This window comes from Streptomyces shenzhenensis (assembly GCF_021462265.1).
GTDB lineage: Bacteria > Actinomycetota > Actinomycetes > Streptomycetales > Streptomycetaceae > Streptomyces > Streptomyces shenzhenensis.
The window spans coordinates 16355-29843 of the sequence record NZ_JAJONF010000009.1; the positions used below are offsets into that span (position 1 = coordinate 16355).

A 13489-nucleotide genomic window follows, 5' to 3' on the forward strand; every position below is an offset into this window, starting at 1 on the left:
TCGTGCCGTCCAGGCTCTCATTGCGGGCCGGGCCCTCCCCGGGCCTGGCCGCCTCCCGGGGCACCCGCACGGTCACGGTGTGGAGCGAGCCGTCGCGCGACCACCGCCCCGGCGTCTTCCATCTGTCGGTCGCGGAGAACGGCGAGGAGTTGTACGGCTGCACCGCCCACGGCACCACGGCCGAGCACCGGGGCGTCGTCCCGGAGCCTCTCCGCCTCCCGGCGGGCGGCCCCGACGCGCACCGGCGGCACGAGCACCGCGCCCTTGAGGCCCTCGCGGCCGAAACGGCGTCCGCCTACCGCGCCTCGCACTCACCCAGGGCCGCCTGCACACCTTCCGCACCCGCCCCTGGAACCGCGCCCCCGGCCCGGGCGAGCCATACCTGACCATCCGTTTCGTACCGCACCGGTCCTAGCGGAGGCTCCTGCCGCCCGCGCTACACGTGGCGGGTACGGACCCGCTTCGGACGCGTCCACGGTATGAGTGCCGGAACGCCGGCGCGGTAAGCCTGGTACGAGGCCCCGAACCGCCCGGCCATGAGCGCGTCCTCGGTCCGTACCCGGCTCAGCAGCCAGGGCACGGTGACCGCCAGGACAGCTGTCCAGACACCGAAACCGCAGGCCAGCATGGCGCCGACGACCAGCCCGAGGAGGCCGGTGTATATGGGATGGCGAACCAGCCGGTAGGGCCCGTCGGTGCGTAGTTCATGGTGCTCCTGGAGCGTCGGCACGCTGGCCCACATCGTGCCCAGGACCCAGCGGGCCCACAGCAGCCAAGCGGTGGCGGTGACGGCTGTCAGGGCGCCCAGCAGCGCGAGTTCGGGCTGCCAGTACTGCAGACGGTGCCAGAACCCGTCGGTGTGCCCGACCAACCAGGAGAACAGCCAGGCACCGGCGACCAGCAGAACCCGGCGGGGCAGGGTGCGCCGGAGCCCACGCACCCAACCGCGCAGGCCGGCCTGGCTCTTCATGCCGAAGTAGACGGCACCCGCGATCCAGGCGGCCACGAAGACCAGGACGCAGGCCCCGGTGAGAGCGACAAGTCCCGAGTGCAGTGATCCCATGCCTCAAGGCTCCTCCGGCCATCGGCCGATCACCACCACCCACGGGTCGATGGAGAGAGCCTCCACCCACGGACGGAGATCCGAGGGGGCCGGGGCACCCGCACCCCCGGATCCCTCCGCATCGGTCGAGTCCCGGTCCGGTCTCGGAATGAGGGCGGGTCCGGCGGAGTCCGCGGCTCCGGGAGACGCTGCCGCGGTGGACGGCGGATTGAGACGGTACGCGCGGTGGGCCGGGGACGTGGTCGCGGCTGTGGCCCTGGTGGTGTCCGAGGCGGTCGCGCTGTTCGGGGTCCTGGCCGTACTGATGCTCGGCACGTCCGGGGCGTCATGGGTCCCGCTGGCGTGCGGGGGCGGCCTCGCCCTGTGTACGGGGATCATCGCGGCGGCGGCGTGGAGCGCGCGGATGTGGGTCACGGCGGCAGTACAAGGGCTGGTCACCGGGGGTTGTCTGGTGGCGGTGACCGGCCTCTGGGGCCGCGCGTGACGTCGCGATCCGACGGGCATCGCACATCGAACACATGAACCCCACGAACAAACTCGCCACCTAAAATCGAACAGGCGTAGCATTGTCGCGTGGCTGCGACCTATGACTTTCCGAGTGACCTCCTCGCCGGTCAGGAGGAGCTGCATCAGGTCCGGGCCGAGCTGTCGGCCCTGCTGAAGCGGCTGCCCTGGTCGGTCGAGCCGCTGGACGGATTCAGTGACCAGGGCGGCTGGCGCAAGGTGGAGCGCCCCGCCTCCCCGGGCTGGACCGAGGACGAACAGGCCGAGGTGGAGAAGCTGCGCCGCCGCGAACACGAACTCGCGGTGTTCGTCAGCGGCCACCGCTTCTGGGCGGAGGTCACGGCCCCGGACCGCATGGACGCCCGGAGCCGGCTCAAGCACGCGCACGAGGAGGACTGAGAACACGGAAGGACCCCGGCCGATCGGCCGGGGTCCTCTGATCACGCGGGCACGGACGGACACGCCCCCCGGCATCCTGCCCGCAGGAGCGAGCGAGCAGCAGCGCGCCGGCGCCCGGATTGCAGTTCGTGTACGCGAAGTTGACGGACCGGCAGGCGGGGGCCCGCGTCGGCCGGCCTCGTCCAGGTCGTGCTGTCGGCGTCGATCCTGCGGCCGGGCAGGGGCCGCCCCGCCTGAGCGGTCCGCGGCCGACCAGCCGTCACAGTGGCCACACCGGCAGAGCGGCTGCAGGGCGATGCCCGGCCCGGGGAGGGCTGCTTCCGGTTCGGCGGCAGCATCGGCAACCAGGCGGGGGATGTGCGGCCGCAACGGCACCTCGAAGACATCGCCCCCTCGGACGGAGCGCACGAATTCAGCCCTGCGTATACAGCTCGGGTATCCCGTACGTGAGTGGTTGCGGCTACCTCCCGAGGCGGCGGATCCGGCTGACGCTGTGGCGGTACGGTGTGCGACAGTCGATCGCCCATCCGCGATCGCGGACCAACAAGGGGGTTCCATGAAACACCGCCGCCCGCGCCACCGCCGCCAAGTGATAGCCAGAGCGGCCGGCACGGCGAGTGCGCTGGCCGTCGCCCTGGGTGCGGGGATGACGCCGGCGATGGCCGCCGGGAACACTGCCGCCAAGCCGGCGGCCAACGGGTTCTCGCCCGACCAGACCGACCAAGCCGAACAGAACACGCCTTGGGCGCCCACGAACGACGAGGCGGTGCTCCAGAAGTCCATCAGCGCCAAGACCCTCAGCGCCAAGACCCTCGCAGCCGGCCGCGCTAACACGTCCGGGCTCCAGCTCACCATGCCGGCGCCGACCGGGAAGTACAGCGTCGGCATGGTCGGCCTGCACCTGATCGACAAGTCCCGTGCGGATCCGTACGTTTCCGGCAGCAAGTCTCGCGAGTTGATGGTGTCGCTCTGGTACCCGGCCACCAACACGTCCGGGCACTACCAGGCGCCTTGGATGCCGTCGATCTCCGGCGCCCACTTCCTCGCCACCCGCGGCCTGTCGCCGCAGCAGGTGACCCTGCCGAAGACCGCGGGACATGTCCTCGCCCCGGTGAACACCAAGCTCGGCAAGCTGCCCGTCCTGCTGTATTCGACCGGGCTGCACTCGGACCGGGCGATGGGCACCGCCCTCGCCCAGGATCTCGCCAGCCGCGGCTACCTCGTCGTCACCGTCGACCACACCCACGACGCCAACGAGGTGCAGTTCCCGGGCAACCGGCTGGAGGTCAACACGATGCCGGCGGGCACCCACTCCTCCGACACGCTGAAGGTGCGCGCGGCCGACATCAAGTTCGTCATCAACCAACTGAGCACGCTCAGCAAGGGCGGCAACCCCGACGCCGGCAAGGCCACGCTCCCCTCCGGGCTGACGAAGTCGGTGGACATGTCACGCATCGGGATGTTCGGCTGGTCACTGGGCGGCGCCGCCGTCGCCACCTCCATGCAGCTCGACAGCCGTATCGCCGCCGGCGCCAACCTGGACGGCCAGTTCTTCGGGTCGGCTCAGAACAAGGACCTGAAGCGCCCCTTCATGCTCTTCAGCTCCGGCAGCCACAACCGCAACAACGACTCGTCGTGGCGCACGATGTGGTCGCACCTCAAGGGTTACCGGGTCGACATCAAGCTCAAGGGCTCGGCGCACCTGTCCTTCAGCGACAACGAGTGGATGGTGCCCCAGCAGGCGCGCCTGCTCGGCATCTCCCAGTGGCAGCTCCAGCAGCAGTACGGCACGATCGACCCGACCCGGGCGGTCACGGTCCAGAGCGTCTATCTCGCGGCCTTCTTCGACCAGGAGCTGAGCAAGAAGCACAGCACCCTGCTCGACGGCTCCTCTACCAAGTACCCGGAGATCTCCTTCGTCCGCTGAGCGGACGACCGACCGGAGACGCGAGGGGCGGATCCTGTTCGCGGGTCCGCCCTTCGGCGTGTCGGGGCGGCCGCCCGCCGCGGGCTGGCCTTCTCCCCCGTAGCCAGTTAACACATACGACACTGGCATGATTATGTGACGATTATGTGATGGCATCAGGCTAGAGTGTTTGCGACGTCAAACTTTCGAACGCTTGGCGCCAGTTGAGGAAGGATCCCCTGCCCTGCCCTCCGCCCCCCGGGCGCCGCGCCGACACCGCGTCCGCCGCCGCGCCGATATGCCGATGCTTGGCGGGGTGCGCCCGCCGATAGCCGCTCTCGTCGTACTGCTGCTGGTGGTCGCCGTCGTGACCGTGGCCGGCCTCGATGGCATCCACGCGACGCGGGTGCCGCAGGCCGTGTTGAACGGGGAGCAGCAGATCGCCGCGGACACCGCGCTGTCGATGCGCACCTCGATCGACGTCGAGGCGAGCTCGGTGCACCGTACGGCGAACACGTACCCCGCGACGAGCGCGTCGACCCCCGCGACCACGCTCAAGGCGCTGACCTCCGCCAGAAAGGCGGTCGTCGGCAGTGCGCTGCTCGACGCGCGCACCGGCAAACTGCTGGCGGCCGGCGGCAAGCCGGTGCCGCTGGCCAGGGTGGACATCGCCAGGACGGCGTCCGGGCACGGTGTGATCCCGCCCCGCCTGGTGACTGCGGGCGGCACGCGGGAACTGCTGTACTTCGCCAAGGTCACGGTGCCCGCGCAGCAGGACGACGCCAACCAGGACCAGCTCGTGAACCGGCCCGACCGGCAGTGGCTGCTGGCGGTCTCCGAAGTCCTCCCCACCCTCACGACGTACGGCGACGGACGCACCGCCAAGGTGCTGGACGCGAGTGGCACGGCGCTCACCACCACATCCCGCGGCACGGCGTCGCCGGCCGCCGCCGACAGCGGCCTGCCCGCGACGGCGGCCCGCGCGGCGAAGGAGTCGGGGAGTGCCGCCGACGCCTCCGGAAGCCTGCTGGGTGCCGCCTCGGGCAGCGGGCGCACGGTGGCCGGCTGGGCTCAGGTCGCCTCAGCGACCGGTCCGGGCTCCACCGACGGCCTCGGTCTGATGGTGTTCACCTCCCGCACGGTGCCCGTCACGACCGCCGCCACCGACTACCTGCCCTTCGCCCTCAAGGCCGCCGGGGCGCTGGCCGTGGTCGCGCTGCTGCTCGGGCTGGCGCTGCACCTCTCCGTGCAGCGGCCGCTGCTGCGGCTGTATCTGTCCGCCGGCCGGCTGGCCCGGGGCGCGACCGAGGACAGCCCGGCCGCGCTGGAGGAGCTGTACCGACCGGTTCCGGTGCACGGCTTCGGGGAACTGGCCCGGATCGGGCGGGCACTGGAGTCACTGCGTCGGCAACTGCTCGGCGAGAGCGGTCCCGAGGAGGTCCCGACCCAGCGCGGACCGGGCTACCGGGCGCTGGCCGTGGTCGGCGTCGTGGTGGTGGCCTGCTGGGCGGTGCCGATGATCTTCGTGCTGAACCGGGCGGACGCCGCGACCGCGGTTCCCGCTCCGGTCCTCGCCGACCAGCAGACGCGCACCGAGATCGCGACGAACCGGATCCGCCAGTCCCTCGACCAGTCGTACAGCGACCTGACCGCGACGGCCGCACTTCTGCCGGGCACCAGCCGGGCCGCCCAGACCAAGGTTCTGCGGCGCACCCTCGCCGACCACAAGTCGTACCGCTCGCTGTACCTCCTGGACCGCTCGGGCGGCATCACGCTGAGGGTGGGCGAGGCACCGCTGCGCACCCTCGTCCACGTGCCCGAGGGCGGCGGGATCACCACCGTCAACACCTCGGGCCGGATCCCGGCGATCGCCGCCTACGCCCAGGTCCGTGCCGTCAAGGGCAGGACCTCCGCAGCCGGGGTGGTGCTGTTCGGCGAGATCGACGTGAAGGCTCTCAACTCCCTTCTGCCCAGGCCGAAGCTGGGCAGCGTCTGGGTGACGGACCGCAACAACAAGGTGCTGGCGGCGAGTGTGGGCTACCGCGCCTTCCAGTCGCTGCCCGACTTCGGGCTGACCCGTCTCGCCCGCTCCACCCAGGGCGCCCCCGGGACCCCGGGCACCGCGGCCTCCGCGGTGCTCCGCACGTCCTCCGGCCCGTCGGTCGACGCCGCCGCACCGCTGGCGCAGAGCGGTCCGACGGCCCACCTCGGCTGGCACGTGGTGACCGCGGAACCCGCGGCGGCGCTCCAGATCCCCGCGATGCAGGCCCAGCAGCGCACCATGCTCGCCGGGATCCTGGGCCTCACCTTGGGCGCGCTCTGCCTGGGCTGGCTGCACGTCCTGGTGATCCGGCCGCTGCGCTCGGTCGCCGTGCTCGTCGCACGGCTCGCCGGCGGAGACCGTCGTACCGTGCTGCACCCGGTCAACCACGACGAGATCGGCTCGGTCACCCGTAGCCTGGAGCTGATCCGCCAGGCCCTGGCGGAACAGGACCGGGCGGCGAGATCCGGCCATGCCGCCGGGCCCTACCGACCTCTGCGCGAGAACACCCTCCAGCGGTAGAAGGACGGAATCGGCGTGCTCTTCCTCTATGTCATAGTCCTGGTGTGCTGCGCCGCACTGTGGATCGCTGGAATCCTCGAACAGCAGCGGCACTTCGCCTCGCTGGAGCAGATACCCACGCGGGTGCTGGTCAACGGCATCCGCGGAAAGAGTTCGATCACCCGGCTGTGCGCGGGCGCGCTGCGCGGCGGCGGTCTGGTCACGGTAGCCAAGACCACCGGTACCGCGGCCCGGTTCATCCACCCGGATGCCACCGAGGAGCCGATCTACCGCAAGTTCGGGCTGTCCAACATCGTCGAGCAGATCGGCATCGTACGGCGGGCGGCGACCTACCGGCCGGACGCGCTGGTGATCGAGTGCATGGCGGTGATGCCCGCGCTGCAGGAGATCAACCAGGAGAAGCTGATCCGTTCCACGATCGGCGTGCTGTGCAACGTCCGCGAGGACCATCTGGAGGAGATGGGGCCGACGCTGGACGACGTCGCCCGCTCGCTCTCCCGCTCGATGCCGGTGGGCGGGGTGTGCGTGACGGCGGAGAAGGACCGTTTCCACATCCTCCAGGAGGAGGCCGACGCCCGTAACTGCCGGCTGGTCTACGCCGACCCCGAGATGGTCACCGACGAGGAGCTGCGCGGCTTCAGCTGGTTCACCTTCAAGGAGAACGTGGCGATCGCGCTCACCGTCGCCGAACTGCTCGGTGTGGAACGGCAGACCGCGATGCAGGGTATGTGGGACGCGCCGCCCGACCCGGGTGTGCTGTCGGTGGAGCGCTACATCACCCCCGAGGGCAAGCGGCTGCGGTTCGCCAACGTCTTCGCGGCCAACGACCCCGAGTCGACGCTGATGAACGTCAAGCAACTGGAGGACCTGGGCGCGATCAGGCGGCCGGTCAACGCGGTCATCAACTGCCGCCCGGACCGGGTGGAGCGCAACGGCCAGATGGGCGCGATCGTCCCCGGCCTCGGCGCCGAGACGGTGTTCCTGATCGGCCACCCGACCAAGAGTGCCCGCGACGCGATCCCGGCCGACTTCACCGGGCGGGTGGTGGATCTCGGCGGCGACCGCCGGGACCCCGAGGAGGTGACCTCGGCGATCCTCGCGGAACTCGGCCCGGCCTCCTCGCTGGTGGCGATCGGCAACATCCACGGCCAGGGCGAGCTGTTCCTGGAATGTCTCTCCGAGCTGCCGCTGGACGAGTCGGAGGAGCTGCTCGACGCTGTTCCCAGCGGCGACGGACTGGACCAGGAGACCATGCAGATCGCGTTGGTCCGGCCGCAGATCGCGACGGCCCGGCCGCCGGAGCCGGAGCCGTACAGTTGGGTGGCGCCGCTGGAGACACCGACGATGGCCTTCCACTTCCCGGAACAGCGCGAACTCGCCCGCCGGGTCGCCGCCCGCTCGGGCCCGCCAGACGGCCCGAGCGCCACAGACGATCCGCGTAACTCCTACGATCCGTCCCAGTCCACGAGGAACCCGTGATCCCCGCCAATCTCAACGCACAGACCGCCGCGCTCGGGATCGCCCTCGGGCTGGTCTTCTCGCTCGTCTGCTATCTGACCACCAACCTCTCCCCCGGGGGGATGATCACCCCGGGCTGGATCGCTCTCACGCTCGTCACCGACGTGCAGATGGCCGGGCTGATGGTCGGTGTGGCGGGGCTGACGTACTTCATGACGAAGCTGCTGCAGCGCACGGTGATCCTCTACGGCAAGCGGCTGTTCGCGGCCGTCGTGCTGTGCGCGGTGCTGATGCAGACCACCGTGATGCTCGCCCTCAGCCATGAGTTCCCGTTGCTTTATACGTCACAGACACTTGGTTTCATCGTGCCCGGCCTGGTCTCCTACCAGATGGTCCGTCAGCCGCTGGCGCCCACGCTCATCTCGACCACCGCGGTGACACTGGCCACCTATGTGGTGCTGGTCTCCGGTCTGCTGATCGGGGTCCTGCCCACCGCCTGACCCGCCCACCGCCCTCTCACCGCGCGTTTCCAGGAGGACCGTCCATGCATTCCCAACACGTCGGCAGGCGCGGCCATCCGAACCGCCGCGCCCTGCTCGGGACGATCGCGGGCGTCGCGGCCGCCGGGGCGGCGGGCGCGTTCGCCTGGGACCGCCTCGGGCACGACAGCGGCGACGGTACGGCCGCCGACGGCACGGGCACCGGCCCGAGCGCCCGGCCCACCGGAGCCCACACCTTCGAACGGCTGTCGTCCCCCGACCGCACCGTGGCCCGTGCCGCCGACGGCGGCACACTCGCCACGTTCACCGACGGAGCCCGTACGGCCGTCCTTACCGGGCCCGCCCGCACCTTCAGCGAGCCGCGGACCACCGAGGCCAAGGTGACCACGGACGCCTGGGTGCGGGTGCTGCCGCACGAGTGGCAGCAGGGCATGGAGAAGTCCGCCTGGTTCCAGACCTGGTTCCGCAAGGCGCTCCTCGACACCAGCCCGGACGTCTTCGCAGTGGCGTTCCAGTACAGCAGCGCCGGGGCGCACGACAAGCACAACGCCGACGGCGTGCGCTACGCGGGCACCGCGCACTTCGGTCCGCGCAATTCCAAGGTCACCAACCCGCTGGACTTCGCCTACTACGACGAACAGTCCGACTTCTACGACTATCTGGGCGTTCCCTGGGACTTTCCGGACGGCACCCGTGTGCAGCCGGAGCAGGCCCGCTACGGCTGCGTCGACTGCTCCGGCTTCCAGCGTCTGCTGTGGGGCTACCGCATGGGCCTCCCCGTGCACAACACCAACACCAAGGGCGTCGGCCTGCCGCGCCGCGCCTTCGCCATCGCCGCCTACGGCCCCGGCCGCCTGGTGATCCCCCAGACCGACGAGCGGCCCACCGATCTGGGCGTCCTGCAACCCGGCGATCTGGTTTTCTTCGCCATCATCAAGGACCGGCCGAACTTCATCGACCACGTCGGTTTCTACCTGGGCCTCGACGACCAGGGCCGCCACCGCTTCTACTCGAGCCGCTCCGCCGCCAACGGCCCGACCATGGGCGACCTGTCGGGCCACGCACTGCTGGACGGCACCGACTTCTACGCCCGCGGCTTCCGGGCGGCCCGTCGCCTGTGATCCCGCCGAGTGTGCACCGCCGCCTCACCTGACCTGCTGATCCGAGGACCACTGCCATGACCGCCATCCCCGCCGTCCGGCCCACCGGAGCGCACCGAGGCCGCCGGGCGGCGAACCGACGCTCCGGCCAGCCGGAAGACGCCCCGCGCTGGGAGCGCCCGACGCTCGCCGCGGTGCTGGTCGTCGCCACCGTGCTGTACTCCTGGGGCATCGGGCACGCCGCGCTCCATCCCTTCTACGGGGCGGCGATACGGTCGATGGCCAGCGGCTGGCGCGCCTTCTTCTTCGGCGGGCTCGACGCCAGCGGTTCGATCAGCATCGACAAGCTGCCCGGAGCCTTCTGGCCCGACGCGATCTCCGTCTGGCTCTTCGGCCCGCACACCTGGGCGGCCGCGCTTCCACAGGTCGTCGAGGGCGTGCTCACCGTATGGCTGCTGCACCGGATCGTACGGGCCTGGGCCGGTCCGTTTGCCGCGCTGGTCGCCGCGCTAGCACTCACCCTCACCCCGGTCACCGTGGTCCTCGCCCGGGCCACCATCCCGGACACCGCGCTCACTCTGCTCCTGGTGGCGGCCGCCGGGGCGCTGCAGAAGGCGGTGCGCACCGAACGGGTGCTGCCGCTGATCACCTGCGGTATCTGGGTGGGGCTCGCGTTTCAGACGAAGATGCTGCAGGCGTGGCTGGTGCTGCCAGTCTTCGCCGCCGTGTACCAACTCGTCGCGCCCGGAGCGCCGTTGAAGCGGGCTCTGCGCGTCCTGCTGGGCGGTGCGGTCGCGCTGACGGTCTCCTGCCTCTGGGCGCTGATCGCCTGGGCGACACCGGCCGCCGACCGCCCGTACCTCGACGGAACGACCGACAACAATCCGTTCGCTCTGGTCTTCGGCTACAACGGCCTGAGCCGCTTCAGCAGCGATTCCACCGCGTTCGGCGCCGTCGCCGGCACCGCCACCAGCCGCACCACCGGCAACACCGGCTGGGACATGCTGATCAACAACACGGTCGGCCCCCAGGTCGCCTGGTTCCTGCCGATCGCCGTGCTCGCCACGGTCCTGGGCATCGTCTGGCGCACCGGGCAACCGCGAACCGACATGCTGCGCGCGGGTTTTCTGATGTGGGGTGGCTGGCTGGCCATGCACACCCTGGTGTTCAGCGCTTCCAACGGCAACCACGCCTACTACACGGCCGTCATCGCCCCGGCGCTCGCCGCGCTGGCCGGCGGCGGGCTCGCGCTCTTCCGGTCGGAGTACGAGTCGGCGTACGACCCGGAGCACGGGTCGGAGCACGAGCCGGAGCCCGAGCCGAAACACGGGTCGGAGCACGAGCCGGAGCCCTGGTCGCCGTACCTGTCGGCGGACAAATCGGAGCCCTGGTCGCCGTACGTGGCAGCGTACGGATCGGCGCACGAATCGGGACACCTGTCCGAGGACGATTCGGAACACCGGTCCGAGGAAGAATCGGGCGGCCGACGGCACGTTGCGCTGCCGGCGGCGATCGCGCTGACGGCGGCATGGGCGCTGGTGCTCGACTGGCCGACCCGGTTCGTCTCCTGGCTGCTGCCGGTCGCCGTGATGCTCGCGCTGTGCGGCGTGGTGGGCCTGTGGAGCCGAGGGCCGCGCACCTCCCCGCGGATGGTCCACGCCGCCCTCGCCGCCGGGATCGTGGCCACCCTGGTCGTACCGGCCGGGTGGGCCCTCTCCAGCCTCGACCCGCTCTACGCGGGCGCCGCCGCCTCGCCGATGACCGGACCGGTAGGCAACTCGTACTACAACCACCAGCACCGCGCCCCGCGGCGGATAGGGCTCGACCGGCCCAGCGCCCGCGACACCGCCCTGCTCGACTACCTCTCCACGCACCGCAACGGCGAGAAGTACCTGCTCGCCACCCAGGCCGCCTACACCGCGGAGCCCCTGCTGCGCGCGAAGTCCGAGCCCGTCCTCGTCATGGGCGGCTTCACCGGCGACACCCCCTTCCCCACCGCCCAGCAGTTCAGCAGCCTCGTCGCCGCCCACCAGGTGCGCTACGCACTGCTCACCACCCAGCGCCCCACGAGTGCCGCCACCACGTGGGTGAAGTCGCACTGCAAGCGCATCCGGCCCACCGCCTACGGCCGCCGCGCCGACGGCAGCTTCAGCCTCTACGACTGCAACCCTCAAAAGTGAGGTGCGCCCCGGACCGAGGGACCGCGGCCACGGGAACGGCCCCTCGGTGATCACACCGAAGGGCCGCTGACCTGCTACCTGTGACTGGTGGGCGCGGACGGTTTCGAACCGCCGACATCCTGCTTGTAAGGCAGGCGCTCTACCCCTGAGCTACGCACCCGAGACGAGTCGACAGCCTACATCGTCCCGGGCTCCGCCCCGCAATTGCGTTTTCCGGAGTGGGCCGCGTACCCCTCCGGCCCCTCCGGCGGAACCGAAGTGATCACGCGAACCGCGAACTGACCGCCCCGTGTGTTCGTCTTTCACGGGTGGGAGAATGTTTTCACCGCCTGAGCACAGGGCGTACCGCGGCACGGGAGAGGGATGTGACGGCGACAACGGCGACACCCGGGCAGTCGTATTCGCCTCCCCCGCCACCCCGGCGCGGCGCCGCCGCCGCTCTCCGGGACGCCCTCACCCTCATGGGTCTGCCGCTGGTGGCCGTGCTCGTGGTGCCCGCGGCGTTCGCCGGTGGCGGGACCCGGCGGTGGTTCGGAGGGCGGGCCGAGGGCCAGCGGGCCGAGGCCCAGGCCGCGAAGGACGCTGCCGCGGCCGCCTTCTACGAGCTGGACACCGCCCAGCGGGATCTGCGGATCTCCATAGAGACCATCTCCGCCGTCGACGACTCGCCGGCCGCCCGTCGTGCCGTCTCCGACTTCGAGGCGCTGGGGCGGCGGATCGACGACGTGAGCAATCGGTACATCCAGGCCATCGACGCCTACGACCTGGACCGGGACGATCTGGAGGCCGCCGCCGCCTCGCGGGCCCGGGGGGAGATCACCCGCGCCAAGGACGAGCTCGTCGGGGTCAAGCGGGAGCTGGACCGGTTCGGGGAGTCGCTCGCGCCGCTGCTCGGCAAGGCCGAGACACAGCTGGCGCGGCTCGCGCCAGCCGTGGAGCGGGCCCGGCAGGCGCTGCTGGCGGCCAGCGACGCCCTCGACGCCGTGAGAGCCACCCAGCTGCGGGCCGATGATCTTGCGGCTCGGCTCGCCGCGCTTGCGCCTGAGCTGACCAAGCTCAATCAGGGGGCCGCGCAGCATGGTGCGCAGGCCACGCTGGAGCGGGCCGGGCGGGTGCAGCGGGAGGCCGAGGCGATCCGGGTCGAGGCGGAGCGGCTGCCGGAGAAGGCCGCCGAGATCGATCACCGGCTGGTGAGCCTGCGGACGCGCGCGCAGGCGCTGACCACCCGGGCCGGACAGATCGACCCCGTGCTGAGCGAACTGCGGCGGCGGTTCTCGGCCGCCTGCTGGCAGGATCTTCAGCAGGTGCCCGAGCAGGCCGTGGCGAACGTGCGGCAGGCCGAACTCAAACTCACGGAGGCGCAGGCCGCGCGGGACGCGCAGAAGTGGGCCGAGGCCACCTCGCTGCTGACCACCGTACGGGCACTGCTGAACAGCACCGACGAGGCCGTGTCGGCGGCCGGTGACCGGCTGAGCCGGCTGAACGCCGTGCAGAAGGATCCGCAGCAGGAGGTCGAGCGGACCCGATTCGCGATCCGGGACGCGCAGCGGCTCGCGATGTCGGGGCGGACCAGCCCCGATCCGCGGCACGCGCACCCACTGGACGACGCGGTGGCGCGGCTGGACCGGGCGGTCGGGTCGCTGCAGGGGCGGCACCCGGACTACTGGCACTTCCTGACGGAGACGGAAGCGGTACGGCAGTCGGTCGCGCGGGTGGTCGCTCGGATCCGGGAGGACCGGGGCACCGGCGGTCACTGAGGCGTTTGCCGAAGAGCCGTCGCGGGCGGATATTGGGTAGCGTCCCGCATTCGATACCA

General features: G+C 71.1%; 11 protein-coding genes and 1 tRNA gene. 10 read left to right on the forward strand and 2 right to left on the reverse strand.

The window, feature by feature from the left end:
- Positions 1-2 precede the first annotated feature (2 nt).
- Entirely contained in the window at positions 3-386 is a 384-nt protein-coding gene (locus LQ326_RS14555; RefSeq protein ID WP_234536464.1) for a hypothetical protein, read from the forward strand.
- A 50-nt stretch (positions 387-436) separates the two neighbouring features.
- Here the strand turns inward: LQ326_RS14555 and LQ326_RS14560 are convergent, their stop codons facing one another.
- Positions 437-1063: a methyltransferase family protein gene (locus LQ326_RS14560; RefSeq protein WP_234536467.1), complete on the reverse strand. Its 627-nt coding sequence runs from the start codon at positions 1061-1063 to the stop codon at positions 437-439.
- Between the two features lie 196 nt (positions 1064-1259).
- Between LQ326_RS14560 and LQ326_RS14565 the strand changes: the two genes are divergently transcribed.
- From LQ326_RS14565 to LQ326_RS14600, 8 genes are all read left to right on the forward strand, one after another.
- A complete protein-coding gene (locus LQ326_RS14565) occupies positions 1260-1547 on the forward strand; it encodes a hypothetical protein (RefSeq protein ID WP_234536470.1) in 288 nt (95 codons plus the stop codon).
- 89 nt (positions 1548-1636) lie between these two features.
- The gene (locus LQ326_RS14570; protein WP_234536473.1) at positions 1637-1966 is read left to right on the forward strand and encodes a DUF8825 domain-containing protein; all 330 of its coding nucleotides are present in this window, start codon (positions 1637-1639) and stop codon (positions 1964-1966) included.
- Between the two features lie 556 nt (positions 1967-2522).
- Positions 2523-3893 (forward strand): alpha/beta hydrolase family protein, encoded by a 1371-nt coding sequence (locus tag LQ326_RS14575; RefSeq protein ID WP_234536476.1) that lies wholly within the window; start codon positions 2523-2525, stop codon positions 3891-3893.
- Between the two features lie 295 nt (positions 3894-4188).
- On the forward strand, positions 4189-6435 hold the full coding sequence (locus LQ326_RS14580) for a HAMP domain-containing protein (protein ID WP_234536478.1): 2247 nt from the start codon (positions 4189-4191) through the stop codon (positions 6433-6435).
- Between the two features lie 15 nt (positions 6436-6450).
- The gene (gene pgsB, locus LQ326_RS14585) at positions 6451-7914 is read left to right on the forward strand and encodes a poly-gamma-glutamate synthase PgsB (protein WP_234536481.1); all 1464 of its coding nucleotides are present in this window, start codon (positions 6451-6453) and stop codon (positions 7912-7914) included.
- On the forward strand, positions 7911-8393 hold the full coding sequence (locus tag LQ326_RS14590) for a poly-gamma-glutamate biosynthesis protein PgsC/CapC (protein WP_234536483.1): 483 nt from the start codon (positions 7911-7913) through the stop codon (positions 8391-8393). The genes pgsB and LQ326_RS14590 overlap by 4 nt, the downstream gene beginning before the upstream one ends.
- A gap of 44 nt (positions 8394-8437) precedes the next feature.
- Positions 8438-9514, forward strand: a complete 1077-nt coding sequence (locus LQ326_RS14595; RefSeq protein WP_234536486.1) for a C40 family peptidase — start codon at positions 8438-8440, stop codon at positions 9512-9514.
- 56 nt (positions 9515-9570) lie between these two features.
- Positions 9571-11673 carry a mannosyltransferase YkcB-related protein gene (locus LQ326_RS14600; protein WP_234536489.1) on the forward strand — a complete coding sequence of 701 codons (2103 nt, stop codon included), beginning with the start codon at positions 9571-9573 and terminating at the stop codon, positions 11671-11673.
- An 85-nt stretch (positions 11674-11758) separates the two neighbouring features.
- Here the strand turns inward: LQ326_RS14600 and LQ326_RS14605 are convergent.
- Positions 11759-11833: transfer RNA gene (locus tag LQ326_RS14605), tRNA-Val, on the reverse strand.
- Positions 11834-12038: 205 nt separating this feature from the next.
- On the opposite strand from LQ326_RS14605, the gene LQ326_RS14610 reads away from it, so the two are divergent.
- Positions 12039-13430, forward strand: a complete 1392-nt coding sequence (locus tag LQ326_RS14610; RefSeq protein WP_234536491.1) for a hypothetical protein — start codon at positions 12039-12041, stop codon at positions 13428-13430.
- The last annotated feature ends 59 nt before the right edge of the window (positions 13431-13489 follow it).